Below are 21,004 nucleotides of genomic sequence, written 5' to 3'. Positions count from 1 at the left end.
GCCACCTCATAAAACAATCACATTATCATTTCTTCGGCTCTGCGAGCGAAGCGGTAGTGCCGTTCTGAGCAAAAGTCTTTATCTGGTCATCGGTATAGCCAAGTGACTTGAGCACCTCATCGGTATTGCCGCCAAGTGACGGGCACGGGCCATACTGCGGCTGATAGTTGGACATCGTAAACGGACATCCGACAGTGACGAACTCGCCGATATCACCACCCTGATTTATCCTCACGAGGGTATTTCCATCGTAAAGCGATTCATCGGTCATCATCTCCTTAGTCGAGAGCACGGGGCCGACAGGCACACCTGCTGCACCGAGAATCTCGGTCACTTCATACTTTGTCTTATCGGCAGTCCAAGCGGCGATACGCTGATGGACGGCATCCTTGTGACGGTCGCGAGCATCGGCGGTATTGAAGTCGGGATTGGTGAGCCAGTCCTCGAATCCCATAGCCTTGCATGCGGCCTCAAAGTCCTTGGCACCACGCTGAAGGATTACATATACATAATTATTTCCATCGATTTCAGAGTCGAGGCCACCGGCAGGCTTACATTTATAGGTCCATCCGAGCACACCGCTACCCTCGATATTGCCGGCACGCGGCACACAATCGCCGAACTTTCCGTCGGGATATTGCGGGAACTGGGTAAGATACCCGATACGGTCGAGTGTAAGCTGGTCGCGCGTCTTGATACGGCAGAGGTTAAGACATGCATTGTGCATCGACTGGTACACATATGTGCCCTCACCTGTCTTCTCGCGCTGGCAAAGAGCGGCGAGCAGACCGATAAGCAGATGCATGCCTGTGTTGGAGTCGCCAAGAGCGGCGCCTGACTGTGTAGGCATATTGTCGGGATCCGAATACCATCCTGTAGTAGATGCAGCGGCAGCAGTCACCTGGGCAATAGGTTCATATGCTTTCAGATTCTTATATTTCGAGGATACCGGAAATCCCTTTATTGTGCCATAGATACAACGGGGGTTAAGGGCATGCACGGCCTCCCACGAGAATCCGAGCTTATCCATTGCTCCCGGATGAAGATTTTCCACAAATATATCAGCTTCCTTAATAAGCCGGGTAAGGATTTCCTTTCCGTCGGGAGTCTTTGCGTCGAGAGCAAGAGATTTCTTGTCGGAATTCAACTGAAGGAAGTAGTAAGACGGCTCATCGGGAGCGAACTGAAGTTCCTTACGTGTAGCGTCGCCTACTCCTGGACGCTCGATTTTTATTACATCGGCTCCGAGCCATGCCAGCATCTGTGTACATGACGGGCCCGACTGAACCTCGGTGAAATCCACCACCTTGATTCCCTGTAATGGTGCAGTGTTCATAAGTCAGGAATGTTTGATTTTGTTTTAATCTTTCTTTATACTGAATTATAAACATTACCATAAACAAATAGTTACCCGCCGAGGTAACTATTTCATATTTTTTAAATAAATTAATTATAAAATTATCAGATAATTCAACGGACCTCCGGACGGTAATTGTAGCCGTTGCGCAGGGCTTCGAACGCTGAGGGATTGAGGCGCAGTGCGGCGGTGTCGGCAAGCGGATTGTAGGAGGCCGATATCTCATGGGGCGCAGGGTGGTCGGGGACGGGAAAGCCGACAGTCTCCAACGGCGATACGTGGGGCAGGGCGAAAAATCCGCAGATAGCGTCGAGCGCCATTGATGTGGCACGTATTTTGCCCTCTCGTGAATATCCGGCGATATGGGGAGTGGCGATGAATGCACGCTCAAGAAGCGCGGGAGATATGCCCGGCTCGCCTTCCCAACAGTCGATGGCCGCAGCCCTTACTTTGCCGCCATCGATAGCCTCCACAAGCGCGGCATTGTCGACTACCGGCCCTCTGGCACTGTTGATGACCAGCGGCTTGCGCTCAAGAGTGTTGAAAAAAACGGCATCAGCCATATGGTAGGTCGGACAGTAGCCATCGCGGGTAAGCGGAGTATGGAAAGTGATGACATCGGCCTCACGGGCGGCATCGGCAAGAGTGGAGAATCCGGCAGGCCCCTCGGCCATTGCGCGCAACGGGTCGACACGAAGCACTCGCATCCCCAGTCCCTCGCCCCAGCGAGCTACGATGGAGCCGACATTTCCTACACCGACCACGGCCAGACTCATATTGCTCAACCGGGAGTCGCACCCATCGACATCCGAAACGTCTCTGGCAAGCCCAAAGGCTTTACGGTAGGCCAGAATGGAAGCAAACACATATTGGGCGACCGCGGGAGCATTGCATCCGGGCGCATTGGCCACGGTGATACCACGGGCACGGCAGTAGTCGAGATCGATATGGTCGGTGCCGATTGTGGCAGTGGCTATAAACCGGCAACGGGAGCCTTCGAGCAGAGCGGCGTCACATCGGGTGCGTGTACGCGTAATCAACGCGTCGGCATCGCGCATCGTCTCGGGAGTAATGTCCTCTGGAGCGAGATATTCGACATCGGCCATGCCGTCGAGCAAGCCTTGGATAAATGGGATGTTTTTTTCAATTATAAGTTTCATAATGACAGAAAAGCTATCAATCGTGCAGTTATTCGGGATTACCATCACAGAAATTTTCCCATGGGGCTACAAGGACAACGCCCACAGGTAAAGCACGGCATATATACCTATAACACATATGACAGGGATATAGCTGCGCTTACGCCGGTTGATTATGAAAAAGTGGCCCATCTGTATGGCTGTACACACATTGAGCATCGGCAGGTATATGACAAGACGGTTGTAGTCGACCACCATCAGCGCGACCGTGGTAATGGCCAGAACGACAAGGAAACCGTTGTAGGCGCGTGTGCGTGCATTGTAGCTGTAAATCTTCAGCAGATTGAACATTCCGAATCCGATGCCGAGCGCCAGGGATGTGCCGGCATATACCAGTACCTGGGCTATCTTCATGACCTCAAGCACCGAGAATAGGCTTACAAACTCAGGGAGTCTAATCGCCGCTACAGATAGCGCTCCCGTGCCCCACGCAATCCACCATGGTGTGATGATACCCAATACGGCGGCCAGCATCGTGCGCAGTGTGATGCATCTCATCTGGAAGCATCCGACAAACAAGGCTATAAGATAGGCCGCACATGTAATGTCGACCAATGCACCGGCACTTACGATGCAGAAACTCAGGAACACCCGGCGTGTGCGCTCAGAATCCTGAAAGGTGGTATACAGCGGTATGAGAGAAAGGAGAACGACCACAGCTATAAATATGCCGTCGGACATATGCACAAAAAGCGTGGGGAGCGCCGCCTCCATCACCAGAAACAGTCCGGCAAACAGGTAGGATATGGAGCGTAGCACATTGTAGTGCTTGTTGATGTAGATAAGCAGAAGCGCTATAAAAAAGTTGAGCGCCACGGCTACTGCCAGAGACACCGGCGGTATTTTCGAGAACCATTCTGCAAATGAAAACATCAACGGTCCCCATCCGGCCCCGGGCGCCATGGTCGGAGCCTGTATGTACGCGCCACCGGCCGCAGCAACCGACATAAGGGCCATCAGCATGAATCCGTAGCGCGAATGCAAGAAATCGGTGATTCGTTGCTCTTTCATATCTTAATTGAAAAATCCAACAGCCTCGTCATCACAGACAGGAGGCAGACGGGAGTTTTGAACAAACAGAATGAGGCGGCCTTTCAACCGCCTCTTCTATCTTGAGTAATTGTATATTCGATTATTTTTCGAGAGCCATGAGGTCGCGGCCAATGTCGCGGCGGAAGTTGGCATGGTCGAAAGCGATTTCGCCGATTGATGAGTAGCTGCGAGCGAGCGCGTCGGCAATCGAATCGCCATATGAACTAACCGACAATACGCGTCCGCCGGAGGTAAGGACACGTCCGTCGTCGTCGCGCGAGGTTCCGGCATGAAACACAATGCTGTCGGTCACGCGGTCGAGCCCGGTGATTTCGTACCCCTTGCCATATGAGCCGGGATAGCCTCCTGACACCATCATCACGGTGACGGCAGTGCGAGAGTCGTGGCGCAGTTCAAGATTGCCGAGATTACCTTCGGCAGCAGCCTTCATAAGCTCAACCAAGTCGGCATCGACGCGCAGCATCACAGCCTCGGTTTCGGGGTCGCCCATGCGCACGTTGTATTCGATAACCATCGGTTCGCCGGCCACGTTAATCAGTCCGAGGAATATGAATCCACGATATACGATACCTTCCTCGGCGAGGCCCTTTACAGTAGGCTCGATGATGCGCTCTGTAACCTTGCGCATGAACTCGTCGTCGGCGAAGGGAACGGGGCTGACTGCGCCCATGCCGCCGGTGTTGAGACCGGTGTCGCCCTCGCCGATGCGCTTGTAGTCTTTAGCGACGGGGAGCACGCGGTAGCCACCGTTGCCGTCGGTGAGGACGAATACGGAGCACTCTATGCCGGAGAGGAATTCCTCGATAACCACAGTCGCACTCGAAGAGCCGAACATGCCGCCGAGCATCTCCTTAAGCGATGCTTTGGCCTCATCGATATTGTCGATTATGAGCACGCCTTTGCCTGCGGCGAGTCCGTCGGCCTTGAGCACGTATGGTGCCTGAAGAGTTTCGAGAAAGGCATATCCGTCCTCGAGAGTATCGGCGGTGAAACTGCGATAGCGTGCTGTAGGTATGGAGTGGCGCATCATGAATGCCTTGGCGAAGTCCTTGCTCCCCTCCAGGGCGGCTCCGGCCTGCGACGGGCCTACAACAAGCACACTCTGGTCATCCTTGAAATAGTCCCAGATGCCTTTTACGAGCGGGTCCTCGTTGCCTACGACAATCATGTCGACGGCATTTTCCTTGACAAAAGCGGCTATTGCAGGGAAATCTACCGGCGATATGGCCACATTTGTACCGTAAGCGCCGGTGCCTCCGTTGCCCGGGGCAATATAAAGATTCTCTACGACAGGGCTCTGACTGATTTTCCAGGCGAGGGCCGATTCGCGGCCACCCGATCCAAGCAGGAGTATGTTCATTGGGGTTATGCTTTGTGGTTGTAATGTCGATAAAAATTGGAGCATTTAAAATCAATTCTCCGACGCCGGTGCGGCCGAGGAGTCGGTATCATTTCCCTTAACGCGTCGCCATCCGCGGCGTGCAAGCGGCTGCGGCTGCGAGTCGCGGTTCATAATCTTGTCGAGCAGGGCCTGGTTGCGGCGTTTTGCAAGCGGATTTTCCGACTCTGCGGCGGGAGCATCATCGCGGCGCGCCATCGGCTTACCGTCGCTTTTGCGTGCGAAAGGCTTGCTGTCATCGCGACGTGCGAAAGGTTTCCCTCCAAACGACGGCTTGCGGCCGAATCCGTCAGGGCGCTCCTCACCGTCGTAGCGTTTTTTGCGTCCGAGCGGTTTGGCGCGGTATTTCTCCTCAAGCGCATTTGGCTTGCGCTGCGGGCGTTCGGCGCCTTTGCGGAATCGTGGATTGTCGCCGTCGCGTCCGCCGAATCCTTTCTTGCGGGCATCGCGACGCCACTCATCGTCGGTCTTGCGGCGATCGGCCTTGCCGCGCTGAGGGGCGGTATCCTTGTTGAGTCGGTTGCCCTCGCTTCTGAAACTCTTGTAATCGCCCTCGAATATCTCGTATTCGCGCAGTTCGCATTCCAGAGAGCCGTTGTAGAGGCTGATTTTGTGAGATGGGGCAAGACCGATATGTCGCATGTGTTCATCCTGATAGCCGATAATCCAGGCATGATAGCCTTTGAACACATTTTTGAGGCGGTTGCCGATGGTGGAATACAGCGATGCCATGTCGTCGACCGATATGCGCTCGCCATAAGGGGGATTGGACACGAGTATGCCTGCGGCGGGAGCCTCTTCCCACTTTGCTATCGGCTTGATCTGTATGTCGACCCAGCGGCCTACTCCTGCCTGCTTGATGTTTTTCTCGGCAATCGCAATCGCTTTGGGCGATATGTCGGCTCCGATAATAGGATATTCGGGGGTGCGCTCGGATGAATCGTCATTGTAGAGACGCTCGAACAGCTCTTCGTCGAAGTCGGGCCACTGCTCGAAAGCAAAGTTGCGACGGTATACGCCGGGATTTATATTGGCGGCAATCATTGCAGCCTCAATAAGGAATGTGCCCGAGCCACACATGGGGTCGACGAGGGGACACTGCCCGTCGTAGCCGGCCTTCAGCAGGATGCCTGCGGCAAGCACTTCGTTGATGGGGGCTTCGGTCTGTGCCACACGGTAGCCGCGCTTGTGGAGCGATTCGCCCGAAGAGTCGAGCGACATGGTGACACGGTTGCCGTCGATATGCACGTTGATCATCACGTCGGCATCCTGGAGGCGCACGCCGGGGCGCCTGCCCTCGCCGAGACGGTCCTGGAAATAGTCGACGATAGCGTCCTTGACGCGATATGTCACATAGCGCGAGTGGGTGAATGTATCGGAATTTACCACCGGGTCGATGGAGAAAGTCTTGTCGACCGAGAGCAGCGAGCTCCAGTCCATCTCCTTGACCATATCATAAAGTGTGTCGGGGTCGGACGCCGTAAACTTGCATATTGGCTTAAGTATTCTCAAGGCTGTGCGGCAGCAGAGATTAGCCTTGTATAGCATCTCGTTGTCGCCCGTAAACGATACCATGCGCCTTCCGGGGGTCACATTTTCGGCACCGAGTCGTGTAAGTTCGCCGGCAAGCACATCTTCCAGTCCCTGGAAGGTCTTGGCTACCATTTCAAAATTTTCCGATTTCATCACTGCTTTATTCTAAGTATATTGTCGGCCTTCGCCTGTATGAGTCGTTCGCCGGGCGCCACATCATTGGTCACCCATATATTACCGCCGATTATGGCGTTGTCGCCCACCGTAATGCGCCCGAGTATGGATGCATTGCTGTAGATTATCACATTGTTTCCGATTATTGGATGGCGGGGTATCCCCTTGATAGGATTTCCCGATTCGTCGAGGTCGAAACTTTTTGCACCGAGTGTCACCCCCTGGTATATTTTCACGTGGTGTCCGAGTATCGCAGTAGCTCCGATTACCACACCGGTGCCATGGTCGATGGTGAACGATTCGCCGATTGTGGCCGCGGGGTGTATGTCGATACCGGTCTCACTGTGGGCGCGCTCGCTGATCATGCGAGGTATGATAGGCACGCCGAGCTTCACAAGCTCGTGGGCGATACGGTAGTTGGCTATGGCCTTGATGCCGGGATAGCAGTATATCACTTCCTGTACGGAATCGGCGGCAGGGTCGCCATGGTATGTAGCCTCGACATCGGTGTTGAGTACCCGGCGCAGCTCGGGAAGGGTCTCTATGAACGAAAGAGCTTTTTCAGCGGCCAGGCGCTGTATGGCGTCGTACTGCGGCATGGAGTCGGTGCATGTGCTCATTGATATGCCGGCATGTATCTGCTCTACAAGGAGATGATACAGTTTTTCCATCCATAGGCCTGTAAAGTAAAGCACGTTCTCGCGGGTGACATCGCTGTCGCCAAAGAATCCGGGGAACACCAACGCACGCGAGAGCGTGACAATGTCGCGCACCGCCTCCTGCGACGGCAACGGCTCCCCTCGCCATTGCGAAGGGCAGATGTTGGTGAGGTTGTCGCCGTCGCTCAGACGCGCAACCGTTTGGCGAAGCACTGCTTCGGCTCTCTGGTTCAGTTCTATCATAGTGCTTTTTGCGGGGAGACGCTCTGCCTGATTATGCGGCGCCCCACTCTTTCACCCACAAAGTTAGCGTTTTTCCGACAATATCGCACAGAAATCCTGCTGAAATTTGAGCCGTAGTATAGAAAGTTTAGGATGCTACTCTTCTGAAATTCCGCCACATCCGCGATTTTTCTTAGATAAAGCGCAATGTAGCGGATGAGGGAGTAACGGAAAGTGTGGCCGGGGCGCCGGAGAGGAGCGGGAGATTGTGGTCGACGTGTCCTACGGGGAAGTTGAAGGTCACGGGGCATGTGACTCCGGCGAGGGCCGAGTCGAGCATAGTGTACATGTCGGGGTAGTTGCGGTCGGGACGGTAGTCGGTAAACTGTCCGATGATAATGCCTGCCACCCGGTCGAGGAAACCCATGAGGCGCAGCTGCCAGATGATGCGCTCTACCTTATATATAGGCTCGGCGATATCCTCAATAAAAAGGATTGTGCTCTCGGGGTCGGCAAATGGTGAGACAGGGGTGGCGATAAGGTCGGCAATAACGGCGAGATTACCACCGCGCAGACGTCCGGAGGCTTCTCCGAATCGGTTGCACGGATGCGGCTCCACCTCATAGACAGGCCGAGAGCCTTCAAGTATGGAGAAAAGGCGACGGTTGTCGGCATCGTCGGCCTCACGCAGGGCGAGGGCCTTGCACATCGAAGCGTGGACGCTGACAATACCCCTCGAGTTGAGCATTGCATGAATGGCAGATATGTCGCTGAAGCCTACAAGCCAACGCGGGTCGGCGAGCCATTCGGCTATCGGAAACTCCGGCAAAAGATGCACTGCGCCGTAGCCACCGCGCGAACATAGTACGGCTCGCACTTCCGGGTCGGCCAGTGCCGCGCGGAAATCGGCAAGGCGCTCCAGTGGAGTACCACTATAAGAACCAGTGGAACCGAGCGTATGCGGCTCGACTACCGGCACATACCCGCGGGAGGAGAGCCGGCGGCACGCGCCGTCGACATAATCGGGGTTGATGATACCGGCGGGGGATAGGATGGCGACCTTGTCGCCGGGCGCAATCGGGCGCGGGAATATTGTATCCATACGTCGGAGATGATGTCAGGCAGTGGCAATCTTTATGCCGGTGGCTTCGGCAATACGGGCAGCGATGGCATCAAGCTCGGGGCGCTCCACCTTACAGAGGTCGGCCTCGGGAGTGGCGCGGTCAATCGAATAGAGCATCACCTCGCGCGGACGTATGCGCCGGTATGCCTCGATGAGTGCGTCAATCTCCTCGGGGGTAGTGTTGTCGATATGGTGCCCGTCGTGGTTGCCTCGCAGGAGCATTGTCTGGATGATACACCTGTCGCCCATCGCGGCAAGTTGCGGGATAAGCGTCGCACAGGAGAATGACGGCGAGTTGGGCTGATCGATAAGCCGCATTGTCGGGGTAAGGGCCGAATCGAGCTTGAGTATGCAGTTGTCGGCCATAAGCAGTCCGCGCCTTACATCCTCGCGGTCAAGCCGGGTGGAGTTGCATAGCACCGACACCTTGGCGTCGGGAAAGAAACGGTCGCGCGCGGCCACCGTATCGGCTATAATCCCCTCGAAGTCGGGATGCAGAGTCGGCTCGCCGTTGCCAGAGAATGTAATCACATCGAGCGACTGTCCGCGCGAACTCATTTCGGCAAGGCGGGCCTCAAGGTCGTGTTTTACGTCGGCGCGCGAGGGCAGTCCGGTGGTGCCGGGCCCCTGGGCATTCCATCCGGCCTCGCAGTATACACAGTCGAACGAGCATATCTTGCCGTCATTTGGCGAGAGGTTCACTCCGAGCGATGTGCCGAGGCGGCGCGAATGTATCGGGCCGAATATTGTTGAGTGGAATAGTACGCGTTGCATATTTTCGCTATGAGGGTTTACGCAAAGGTAGGAAGTATGCGGCGCAAATGCAAGAGATTGTTTCAGAAGCTGTACTGATAGGTGAGCCCTACGCGGTTGACCCAACGTCGGTCGCCGCTGACATCCTTGCGCGCACCGAAATTGTACTCGGCACCCAGGAGCAGGCGCGACGTTGGATTCCAGAATATATTGGCAGCGCCATATAGGCCGTATTTGTACATTCCGTCGTCCTTTATATCGCCGGGGAACAGGCGTACCTCGCTAAACATCACGGTAGAATATAGGTCAGGGCGGAAATTATACTGGAGCGCGGCATACCATGCAATTGATTTGGCGGTATGCATGGCTCCGGGATTCCACACCGATGGGAGCATGTCGAGGCCGCGGCTGTCGCACTGCAGGTCGTTGTTGAGCGACGCGATGCCCTTGCCGGCATTTATACCACCATATAACACGGTGGAAGGGAGCGGGTTGGCAACTGTGCTGAGATGAGCGCCCCACCCTATCACATGATGATTCGCGGCAGTGATGTCGTCGCGGTACTCAAGCCCGCGTATTATGCCCGACAGCCTTACGTGGTAGAGTCCGTCGGCCCACTGATACTGTCCGAATGCTGCAAAGTCGGGCATGTAGGAGTTGCACGCGGTGGCTATGCCCGGATATGTGGGCACCTGGGCGTCGGGCGCTTCCACAGATGCCGCTATGCTCCAATGATTGCCCTTGAAGGTATGCATGTAGCGGAGAAGGAATGTCGTTTCGGAGACCTCGGCATTTGGGCCCTGGGGGTCGACTGTGTTGGGGCATGCGGCAGGGTCGGCAAAGGTGGTCGACGCATAGCCGAGAGTCCAGTCGCCGACACTTGCATATGCTTTGCTGAGTTTGAAGCCGTATCCGTTCATGCCGTTGCCTGTAAATTTAGCCTGTATATACAGCTGATACCACCCGAAGCGGTCGGATTTTCCAAACAGACGCAGGAACAGTTGCGACTCGCTCACCGAAGCGCCTATGCGATGGCGCTGTGTGTTGTCGCGCGACATCGGTATCTCAAACGGGATGAAACCATTGTCGTCGACAGTGCCGTTCCAGTCGTAGTAGGCCGTGGCATTGAACTTGCCGCCGATACCGAGCGCCAGTTTTGAGTCACGGCTCATAAACATGAAATATGGTGCAAGCGGGTCGTGGGCGTGGCGGAACTGGTCGAAATAGAATTTGCTTATCATCTCTTCCGACGAGCCGGACTCGGCAGTTCCGTCGCCGAAATATATTATTTTATGGCCGTTGTCGGCGGTAGAGCTCGGTGCGGGCTGTTCGGCATTAATCTGTGCGAACGAGGATAATGAGGCGGCACACATGCCTACCAAAAGCAAATGACGTAACATAATAAAGACGGTAGAAAGTTGTTATATATTGTTAACAACAATCTACCGTCGGAATGTGTTGGCGGAGTACTCAGTTTTTTAGAGCATGTTCATTCCATTGCCGCTGCGATGGATGCGGCCATAGAAGCCATCTCTTCGGGCTGCATCGAAAGATGCTCGCCAAAGAAGTTCATGTCGGCCTCGCGGTTGATGGGCACAAGATGGATATGGGCGTGGGGAACTTCCAGTCCCATCACAGCCACTCCCACGCGCTTGCAGGGGACAGCCTTCTTTATGGCTCCAGCCACCTTCTTGGCAAATAGCTGAAGATCGGCGTACTCCTCGTCGGAGAGGTCAAATATATAATCGACCTCACGCTTGGGAATCACCAGTGTATGACCGGCCGCTACCGGACTGATATCAAGAAAGGCATAGTGGCGGTCGTCCTCGGCCACCTTGTAGCTCGGTATCTCGCCGGCTACTATTCTTGAGAATATGCTTGCCATAATCGTGGACTGCAGTTTATCAGAATGAAATCTCGACAATCTCGAATTTAGCTGTTCCGGCGGGTATCTTTATCTCGACTACCTCGCCGAGTTTATGTCCGAGCAGACCCTGTGCTACCGGAGTAGACTGTGCGAGTTTCTTCTCGCGGAGGTTGGCCTCGGAGTCGGCAACGATGGTATACTCCATTGTCATGCCATTGGCCACATTGCGAATCTTGACCTTGTTGAGCACCTGCACTTCCTCGGTGTTGAGTTTTGACTCATCGAGTATGCGGGCATTGGCCACGAGGTCCTTTAGCTGGGAAATCTTCATTTCGAGCATTCCCTGGGCCTCCTTGGCGGCATCGTACTCCGAATTCTCGGAAAGGTCACCCTTGTCGCGGGCCTCAGCGATAGCTCGTGATATTTCAGGACGCTTAACACTTTCAAGGTAAGCGATTTCGTCCATCTTCTTCTTGTACCCTTCGCGGGTCATGTAAGTGATAGCCATTATTGATGTTTTTTTAATTGACAAAAAAATTAAAGGAATCTCGACCTTTCCGGGCGAGACCCTTATACTGAACTTACGCCTGCCGGTTCTTTGACCGTGGCATTTCTGATGTTACGATGCAAAGATAGGGAATAAAATCCAAATTCCGCGAAATGGCAGACATGTTTTATAACACATCACCACGGATTTTGTTTTCACGCACTATATCCGGGCGCTACAAATCGGGATTAGCCGGGGCGTTGGGATTGATAAGAGCCCTTGCAGTTCCGACAGCAATCACTCCCAATGCCTGAGCCACCGACATACCCTTATGCCTTGGCACTTTAAAAGACGGCACATCATAATTCCGGCTGTTGAAAACAGTGATATCCTGAGGATATGTGGTAAGGACGAAATCGACCAGATTGAATCGCACCTTACCAAACATCATAAGTGTCTTCAGCCCTATGTTGCAGTCAAACGACAGTGCGGAGACTGATATCGGCTTGGTGTTTACCACGAGTCCCGGTATCTCAAGGGTGTGGCCGCCCATGGTCACAGGCATTGCCGGCATACGATAGCAGAGCAATTCGACGACACCGCCAAGACCGCCTCCGCGTATAGTATCCGTCCGGCCATTGTCCATAATGAAATTTTTGTTGGCATTGAAGAAAGAGACACCCAATGAACCGTAGGAGGCATCGCCCGTGTCGATATTCATTAGTATGGGATTGTTGAGCACACGCCCGGCGACACTGAGATTCATGCCGTCGCTAAAACTCATATTGGGAGACGCATCGCTTCTCTCAGGCGCTACTGACGGCACGGTTATCTCCTTATTGGTGAAATCGACGGTCAAATCTTTCAATTGCAACATCAACTCACTTCCGAGAATAATGCTGAAGTGATGTGTATGCCGATCAGCCTTAGCGTTGCCGGTCTTGAAATCCATAATCACGAACGGCACATCGCTGACGGTAATGTTGCCGAGCCTGACCTCGCGGGCTATCGCATACCGTCCCTTACGCCTCCCAATTCCGGCAGCCGTGACATATCCGTCAATGGGGATAAGATTGAATTTTCGGGCAAGCGAGTCTGATATAACATTGACTCCGGCTCCGGTGTCAAAAGTAATGTCGGCATCGATTCCATTTATGGAGGTGTTTTCAAGATGCATTAGAACCGAGCCATATTTTTCCTCTCCAACCGGTACAATCCTGAATGGAACACGTCCGAGCGGTGCGGCAAACGTAAAGCCGTATGGCCTGTAGGCCGACAAGGCAGAGTATTTCGATACAGCCTGCTCCAACGATGCTGTCCATGTAGAATCAAGATGCTCACGGGTTGCTTCCAGAATCGATTTGGTCAGTTCGGCGGCCTGTCCGTTATACCCTATCCGGCTTAAATCGGTTGAAAACATGATGGTTGAACTCAACAGATTGTCGAGGCCAAGAGATGAGGAATGTTCTTTGAACAGTTGGTCGAAAGCGGCCACGGAAACGTCAGGTCGGTTGAGGCGGTTGCCGATGAGACATCTTGAAAAGACTTCAAGAAATGGTGATATTGAATCTTTTGGTGCAGACTTATATATTGAATCCAAGGCAAACCAGTCGCCGGCATTCATAGCCCCGGCTATACGCTCGTCATATGATTGAGCCGAAGAGACCAGCGACGAGACCATGAGCATGACAGACAGTAGGACTTTCCGCATAATGATTGGGAGTTTGTTTAAAAGATTTACAAATATATGTAATAATGTTATCTTCAACAAGCCACAGCGATTTTTTTTACATGGATTTAACACCTGTAAATAAAACAATTATCTAAAACGATGTGTTGTAGTTGCAGAAACCGCGGAATAGCGGCGGGATAAGAAATCCCAATTGTGGTTAATGGCGGATGAAATAGTCGCCGGCCGTCTGTTCCCCTATAGATTTCAAGAAAAAAGATGGAGTCCCTTGTACAAGGTGCTCCATCTTATTTTTTAGAGGATGATGTGAGAAGCGCTGTCAGAACACACGCTTTGCTGTTGTACCGTCGGACAATCTTACTATATATGTATTGCCCCGTACAGGCGTGCGAATCGCAATGCCCTGAAGATTGTAATAGCGCACCGGTGTGCAAGCTGTATCGTCCGCTACGGCCTCTATGCCAGAAGTGAATACGTCGGCATCGTTGGAAAATGCCGATTCGCCCACATGGTAGGCTGTAGTCACGTTGTAGACATGTGTCTTCCCGTCGCCGGATGTGGTATCAAGGTATTCCTCCACATCGGACCATGCGATTCTCTCGCCGTCGCGGTATATGTTGTAGCCGCGTATCTCAAGCTGCTCCATCGGTGACGAAGCCGGCACAAAGGTGATATCGTCGATTACGATGGCCTTATTGTCCTGAGTGGACAGACTCGCGCGTATTGCGGCATATTTTGCATCGGCAGGGAGCGTGACCTCATACTTCCGGAAACCGTTTTCAGAGTCGGTGCTCCATCCGTTGGGCACCTCAAATGGCTCGCCATATGTGGTGAAATCGGCGATATCGCATCCCGTCGACGAATAGAGTATCTCGATTTTCTCAGGCCGAATCTGGCCGTAGCTTACCGCCGCGGCATGTGCCCAAAACGCCACTGTAGTCTCTCCCGGGAACAACTCCGGCAAGATGAGCCAGTCGGAACTTGCACCCTCGGCCGCACCCCACACTACAAATGAGCATGCACCCGAACGGGCATTGACGCCATAGGTAGAAAGGTCGAGGTCGGGATATTTCCCGGCCTTTGCCACCTGAAAGGCCATCGGCGCATAGGCGTTGGGATGCTTCGCCCACGAGCTTATAGCCACAGTGGCCCCGCCGTCGGCGTCGTAGATGCGGTAGTCGCCGATTGCTCCGTGGGGATTTCCGGCACTGACGCCCCCGAAGTCCCATGGGTCAAGCGACTCCAGACTGTCGGTAAACGGACTCGGATTGCGCTCCTCGGCAGGACGTTCCCAAACGAGCCTGACAGCACCTCCGGCATTGACGGCGGAAAGCGAACCTACGACAGGGAGACGGGGAACATCGACCGACACCGCCAGCGCGGCCTCATCGTTGGCTCCATACTCGTCGCCGTCGACCGTCACCGCCGCAGTGAGACCTATGCTCTCAACATTGACCGGCACCGGAACATCGACAGAGAGCGACACAAAACCGTCGGGCTCTACCGGAGCGCCTGTGGCCGAAGCGAGCAGTCGTCCGCCGGCAGAGATATCCACGGTGTAATTTTCGGCTGTCTGAGTGCCCTCGTTGAGAAGTCGCACGGAGTATGCGGCGACGGTGCCGCCTACCACACGCTCGGGCCCGGAGAACGAGACCACGCCAAGGTCTATGGCCCGGCTGTCGGTAAGCCGGATATTGTCGAGCATCATATCGTTGTAATCGCGGGTGGCGGCTTTGAATGCTACCTGAAGGCGATTTGCAGAAGCATATCGGTCAAGACCGAAGGTAACGCACTCCCACGCGGCACATTCGGCCTGCAGAGAACACAGGATGTCCCATGTAAGACCCTGATCGGCCGACACCATCACGTCAAGGGCGACAGGACCGTCGGGCGACATCATCCAGAATTTCAGCATCGGCGAGCGGAGGGGAGCGATATCGACAAGCGGCGATACAAGCGTGACAGTGCCGTTGGACGAATATTTCACCCATCCGGCATCGCCGTCCTGCGAGTAGTCGATATTGTCATATCCCTTTGTTGTGGGAGTCCACGACGGATAGCCCGTCCCCTCCTCCACAATTGTCACCCATGGCGACATGTCCTCCCTGCCGCCGGAAAACGACTCAACGAACGGAGCAGTGTAAGGTGTGCCGAATGTCAGACTGTTGGAGCGTGTGCCCGACGAGGTACCGGCTGCACTTGTGGCATAGACGGTATATTGGAGCACTCGCTGGCCGTCGGTAGGCTGTGAGCTGTCGGTAAAGGTGCATTCCGTAAGCGAGGGCGCCACGGTAACTGAACTCGACGAGAGGGCCACCCGGTAGGTGAGCCGGTCGGGATTCACATAGCCGCCGTTGACACCCTCGGCGGGAGCTTTCCACACAAGCACGGCATTGTCACCCTCCTGGCGCAAAACCACATCGGATACAGGCTGCGGTATATCCTCTCCGACATAGACACTGACCGTAGCGGGATACCCCTTACCTGCCTCGGTGTAGAACACCACCGAATATTCATTGAAACCGTTGACAGGAGCGACATCTGTGACAGATACCTGCGCGCCAGGCTCCGGATTATCAACGACAGAGACCGTATTGCCGGTGGTAAGATTGACAATCTCAGCTTTCAGAAGCGAGACAATCGCAGAACCGTCGACAGCTTCTACAGGAGCTATTGCAGAGACTGTGGCCTCCAGTCTGCCCAAGGGAGCGGCCTCAGCTACAAGGGCCGACGGAGCGACCGGCGCCCCGGGAGCCACCGGCTCTGAAACAGAGAAGGAGTAGATGTATATCCCGTTCATATATTTCTCGCTGATACCGTGGATACCGAAACGGCAAGGGCCGTCGGCGTCGGGAGTGAACACTGCGGTGACAGTCTCCCGGTTGCCGGCAGTGAGCTCAGTCGGCCCTATCACAGGAATAGCAAGAGCCTCGGCATGCGGCGACGGTCCGGCCATCACCTCAAACATCTCCTTATACCGGTTGCTCCCCGAGCGCCCCTCTATCTCTATCTTGTAGCGATGGCCGGCCTTTAGCTCTACAGGCGGAGTAACAAGCCAGTCATCGGTGTTGTTGGTGCGGTGGTAGTTGCAGCGTGTGCCGTTGATGCTCCACTGCCATGTAGTGCCGTCGGCGTTGGCATCTATTACCGTAAAAAACTTGAACTGCGCCTCATCGGTAAGGTCAAACGCCACCGGAGCCGACAGTGTTGAGCCAAGGGTCAATGGCGCGGACACGGCCGGCGAGCCTTGTTTTCCAGCATATGATGCAGCAACCTCATATGTATAGTCGCCGAGCAGAGAGGGCAACGCAGTGTCTTTACATGACGTCGACGAAATGCCGGAAGCAACTACCTGCGCATCGGGCATTCTGGTGACTGTATAGGTGACAGCGGACGGGTCGACATAGCCGCGGTGGGCACCGTCGGCTACGGCATTCCAGGATATGACTATCTCATCGCCGGTTTTCACCGCCGACACCCCCGACGGAACTGCAGGGGTGTCATCTCCGGCATATACGGTAAGGCGCGAGGATGCACCGCGCCCTTCGGAGGATGCTGCATATACCACGAGTGTATGCAGCCCTTCAGCAAAGGTAATGTCGCGCTCGACCGTAGCACCGGCAGAGGCCGTACCTGACATGATGACGGTGCCGCCATCCTCTACGGTATAATCCAGAGAGCCGGAAACGGCGTCACCGGAAATAGTGACCGAGGGCATATCGAAAGATATTGTGCCGGAAAGCACGTTGCGGTCAAGTACGACTGTGAGCGAACCGACAGCCTGCGGCCCCTTGAGGTCGGCCACAGAGCTTAGCGAGTAGAGCCCGACGAACTCCTCATCGTCGGCAAATGTGCAGACACGTGTGGCTGCGCCGGTCGAGGTATCCACGATAAAGAGCGCAGAAAGGTCGGCATTGCATGCGGCCCAGTAAAGCTCGCCGGTAGTGAAGTCGAAACATCCCGACTGATTCCACAGGGCGGGCACGAATCCTGTAGGGCCGACACACGTATAGTCGCCGGTGAGACGGTCGAAACGATAGAGGTCGCCCGTCGAGGCTATGCCGTAGATGTCACCCTCCTTGTCGGCGGCAACCACAAGAAACGATACAGGACGGTTTCCGTCCATGAGGGTGATCTCCTTGATTTCGCTTACGACGCCATCGTCAAGACAGAGCGTGCCGAACACATATCCCGAAGATGTCGAGTTGGTGAACACTCCGTATACCTTGTTGTCGACCGGACACCAGGTAAGGTCGGAAGCTGATGTCGAGAGCGGTATTTCCTTCTCGGATATCAGAGTCCACGTGTCGGCATCGTAGGTATAGAGAATATTTTTCTGTATCTTGCCGGTGTTGGGCACATGTGTGAGCACATAATATTTCCCGTCGGCATACACAGCTCCGCCGTTGGCATAGATATTCCCCTCGCCGGGATGATATTCCAACGCTACCTCAGGAGCATTTGAGGCATTGAAGCGGTATACGCCGGCACGGGTAGCGTCTTCATCGCCCCATGTACGGGTATAAATCAGGTTGCCGTAGAGCACAGGGGTAAAAGCCGCGGCCATCATATCGGCCACTCCAATCACACAGAAAGACAGGGCCAGCGCGACGGCTGACAGCAGGATTTTTCGCATTGCAAGTATATCGTTTACAAAATTTACATAATTCCTGCGTAAAGATATACAATATTTACGTCAGGACACACATATTGATATTGTTTTTGCCGACAAGGATATATACATTGACAGGTGAGCCATTGTCCTTGTTGCGGGGACAATGGCTCACCTGTGTTTCTATAAACAGTGTTGTACTGTTATTTTGTAGAGTTAAGAGTTATTCGGGCAGATTTCACTCCCGGCGCCGAGGCCGTGAATACAATCTCACCGGGTTTCTCGCCGGTGCGCACTACGGCTGTAAGCTGGCCATGGAACAGCGACATCTGAGGCTCCTGGAACGATTCGAGCGAAGATGCGTCGCCGTTTGCAGCGGCATGGTATGTGCCGGCGCCCTTTACAGCGAATTTCACTTTCTGCGAGGCATCGGGACACAGGTTTCCATCCTTGTCGACAACCTTCACGTTGATAAACGCCATGTCGCGTCCGTCGGCCACATAGCTGTCGCGGTCGGCGGTCACAACAAGATGGTGGGGCTTGCCTGCGGTACGCACTTCGGCGGTATCGACGGGAGTACCGGCGGCATCGTAAGCCACCACGGTGACGGTGCCCGGCTCATAACGGGTATCCATCCACATGAGTCGGTAGCGCTTCTGTCGCTCGAAACTCTTCTGTGCGGCCTCAGTATATGAGCTGTCGATTCCCACGGAGAGGTCCTTCTTGCGGCGTCCCTGGCTTACGCCGTTGATAAACAGTTCGGCCTCGGGATGGTTGGTGTAGACAAATACCGGAGTCACTTCGCCCTCGCGTCCGGGGAATGTCCAGTGAGGCAGTATATGCAAGGTCGAGGCCTCGGGATTCCAGTGGCTGCGATAGAGATAGTAGCGGTCCTTGGGTATGCCCGCAAGGTCGACAATGCCGAACAGCGAGCTGTGGCTCGGCCAGTTGGTATAATACGGTGTAGGCTCTCCGAGGTAGTCAAATCCGGTCCATACGAACTCGCCTATGCAGTAGGGAAGGTCCTCATGCTGGATGAAATCATCTTCAGGAAGATTGGACCATCCGCAGTGTTCCACATCGTAGCCTGAGGCCTGGTGGTCGTCGTAGGTGGCCATAGCCTTGCGCTCTACGGGGAATTTGTAGACACCGCGCGAGCTGACGGTAGAGGCCGTCTCTGTGCCAAGTACAATCTGCTGTGGCAGTTTCTGGTATGCCTCAGGATATTTAAAGGGACGGTAATTGAATCCGGCCACATCCATTATCGCAGCGAAGTTGTTGTTGAGCACAGCGTCGGGACCGTCCATGCCCTGGGTGACGGGACGTGTCGGGTCAAGACGGTGGCATATGTTCTGGAGGAAATATGCGGTCTTGACGTCGCCGGGATGCCACTGTTCCGATACCTCGTTGCCGATACACCACATGACCACCGAGGGACTGTTGCGGTAATTCTTTATAAGATTGGTAAGGTCCTTCTCGGCCCACTCGTCAAATAGGAGGTTGTAGCCGTTTTTTACCTTGGGGCGACGCCATTCGTCGAAGCTCTCGGCCATCACCATCATGCCCATCTCGTCGCATGCCTTTACCAGCTCGGGAGCAGGCATGTTGTGGGATGTGCGGATAGCGTTGCAACCCATATCCTTGAGAATGCGTATCTGGCGGCGTATGGCGGCATCGTTGACAGCCGCGCCCAAGGGGCCGAGATCATGGTGATTGCACACACCCTTGAACACAGTCTTCTCGCCGTTGAGGAAGAATCCCTCATTGGGACGTATCTCGATAGAGCGTATGCCGAATGTGGTAAGGTACTCATCTCTTACCTTGCCGTTGCCGATAAGCTCGCTCTTCGCTTCATACAATTGCGGTGCATCAGGCGACCACAGCGCCGGACGGTCAACGACAAACGACTGACGCACGGTGCTGTCATTGTATTGGAGGTCCGACAGTGGTGTAGTGACGCTCTTGACCATCTCGCCCGAAGGGGAGTAGACAGAGGTACGCAGCGAATACTGCGCCTCGTCGGCACCGGCGGGGAGGCGTACCTCGGTGGCGACATCTACTTTGGCCCACTCTTTGCTGACATTGGGAGTGGTGATGTATGTGCCCCACACGGGTATATAGGCTCCGTCGGTAACAATAAGGTGTACATTGCGGTACAGCCCCGCTCCGGGATACCAGCGCGACGATTCGGGCAGGTTCTCCAACCTTACGGCGATATTGTTTTTCTCGCCGGGCTTTACAAGGCCGGTTATGTCGAAATAGAAAGAATTGTATCCGTAGGGCCAGTAGCCGGCTTCCTTGCCGTTGACATACACTCGCGCATGCGACATGGCGCCGTCAAACTTTAGTGTAACTCGCTCGCCAGGAGCAAGAGCGGGGATATCAATATCGTTGCGATACCATCCGGTGCCTACAAAAGGGAGGCCTCCGGTGCGTCCGGCATGTTCCATGGCTTCTTTCTGACCGTCCTGTGCGATAGCCACTTTCTGCATGTCGTTCTGCCAGCTGAAGGGGCCGTATATAGCCCAGTCATGGGGTACGGTCACAGCCTGCCACAACCGGTCGTCGTAAGACGGAACTGAGAATTCACTGTTGTCCTCACGGGTAAACCTCCACCCTTTCTCAAGCAGCTGTGTGCTGCGTGCCGAGGCGCTTAAAGAAACCACGGCCATGGCCGCAGACAAAGCAGTATAACAAAAGGATTTTTTCATGATAGGCGCTTTATTACGTCAAAAGGTAAGTTGCACTGATTTTATTCAAAGCTACAAATATAGCACATAATTGACATTAAATCAAATCACGCTGAAAACTTTATGGAATATTAAGAGAGGCGTTTCATAACAAACTCTTAATATAATAACAACAGGCTCGCCGTA

The 21,004-nt window shown here is 54.4% G+C and carries 14 protein-coding genes; all 14 read right to left on the bottom strand.

Going from position 1 to position 21,004, the window contains the following annotated elements; genetic code table 11:
• Window positions 1-25: 25 nt before the first annotated feature.
• Window positions 26-1,336 (bottom strand): formyl-CoA transferase, encoded by a 1,311-nt coding sequence (gene frc / locus ADH68_RS06665; protein ID WP_068961480.1) that lies wholly within the window; start codon window positions 1,334-1,336, stop codon window positions 26-28.
• 134 nt (window positions 1,337-1,470) lie between these two features.
• On the bottom strand, window positions 1,471-2,517 hold the full coding sequence (locus ADH68_RS06660) for a 4-phosphoerythronate dehydrogenase (protein WP_068961481.1): 1,047 nt from the start codon (window positions 2,515-2,517) through the stop codon (window positions 1,471-1,473).
• Window positions 2,518-2,583: 66 nt separating this feature from the next.
• Window positions 2,584-3,567, bottom strand: coding sequence for a hypothetical protein (locus ADH68_RS06655; protein WP_068961482.1), 984 nt, complete (start codon window positions 3,565-3,567; stop codon window positions 2,584-2,586).
• Window positions 3,568-3,688: 121 nt separating this feature from the next.
• Entirely contained in the window at window positions 3,689-4,969 is a 1,281-nt protein-coding gene (purD, locus tag ADH68_RS06650) for a phosphoribosylamine--glycine ligase (protein WP_068961483.1), read from the bottom strand.
• Window positions 4,970-5,020: 51 nt separating this feature from the next.
• Window positions 5,021-6,694: a THUMP domain-containing class I SAM-dependent RNA methyltransferase gene (locus ADH68_RS06645; protein ID WP_068961484.1), complete on the bottom strand. Its 1,674-nt coding sequence runs from the start codon at window positions 6,692-6,694 to the stop codon at window positions 5,021-5,023.
• On the bottom strand, window positions 6,694-7,617 hold the full coding sequence (locus tag ADH68_RS06640; RefSeq protein WP_068961485.1) for a serine O-acetyltransferase: 924 nt from the start codon (window positions 7,615-7,617) through the stop codon (window positions 6,694-6,696). The genes ADH68_RS06645 and ADH68_RS06640 overlap by 1 nt, the downstream gene beginning before the upstream one ends.
• A 172-nt stretch (window positions 7,618-7,789) precedes the next feature.
• Window positions 7,790-8,698: a S66 peptidase family protein gene (locus ADH68_RS06635; RefSeq protein WP_068961486.1), complete on the bottom strand. Its 909-nt coding sequence runs from the start codon at window positions 8,696-8,698 to the stop codon at window positions 7,790-7,792.
• A 15-nt stretch (window positions 8,699-8,713) separates the two neighbouring features.
• Complete coding sequence (locus ADH68_RS06630; protein WP_068961487.1) at window positions 8,714-9,493, bottom strand: radical SAM protein; 780 nt, start codon at window positions 9,491-9,493, stop codon at window positions 8,714-8,716.
• A gap of 62 nt (window positions 9,494-9,555) precedes the next feature.
• A complete protein-coding gene (locus ADH68_RS06625; RefSeq protein ID WP_133165670.1) occupies window positions 9,556-10,872 on the bottom strand; it encodes a hypothetical protein in 1,317 nt (438 codons plus the stop codon).
• 89 nt (window positions 10,873-10,961) lie between these two features.
• Window positions 10,962-11,357, bottom strand: coding sequence for an HIT family protein (locus ADH68_RS06620; protein ID WP_068961489.1), 396 nt, complete (start codon window positions 11,355-11,357; stop codon window positions 10,962-10,964).
• Window positions 11,358-11,376: 19 nt separating this feature from the next.
• The gene (greA, locus tag ADH68_RS06615; protein ID WP_068961490.1) at window positions 11,377-11,847 is read right to left on the bottom strand and encodes a transcription elongation factor GreA; all 471 of its coding nucleotides are present in this window, start codon (window positions 11,845-11,847) and stop codon (window positions 11,377-11,379) included.
• Between the two features lie 214 nt (window positions 11,848-12,061).
• The gene (locus ADH68_RS06610; RefSeq protein WP_084274108.1) at window positions 12,062-13,537 is read right to left on the bottom strand and encodes a retropepsin-like aspartic protease; all 1,476 of its coding nucleotides are present in this window, start codon (window positions 13,535-13,537) and stop codon (window positions 12,062-12,064) included.
• A gap of 298 nt (window positions 13,538-13,835) precedes the next feature.
• The gene (locus tag ADH68_RS06605; protein WP_068961492.1) at window positions 13,836-18,152 is read right to left on the bottom strand and encodes a choice-of-anchor J domain-containing protein; all 4,317 of its coding nucleotides are present in this window, start codon (window positions 18,150-18,152) and stop codon (window positions 13,836-13,838) included.
• 179 nt (window positions 18,153-18,331) lie between these two features.
• Window positions 18,332-20,800: a glycoside hydrolase family 2 TIM barrel-domain containing protein gene (locus ADH68_RS06600; RefSeq protein ID WP_232321565.1), complete on the bottom strand. Its 2,469-nt coding sequence runs from the start codon at window positions 20,798-20,800 to the stop codon at window positions 18,332-18,334.
• Window positions 20,801-21,004: the final 204 nt, after the last annotated feature.

The sequence above is a fragment of the Muribaculum intestinale genome (genome assembly GCF_002201515.1).
GTDB lineage: Bacteria > Bacteroidota > Bacteroidia > Bacteroidales > Muribaculaceae > Muribaculum > Muribaculum intestinale.
This window is presented reverse-complemented; position numbering and strand designations above follow the sequence as displayed.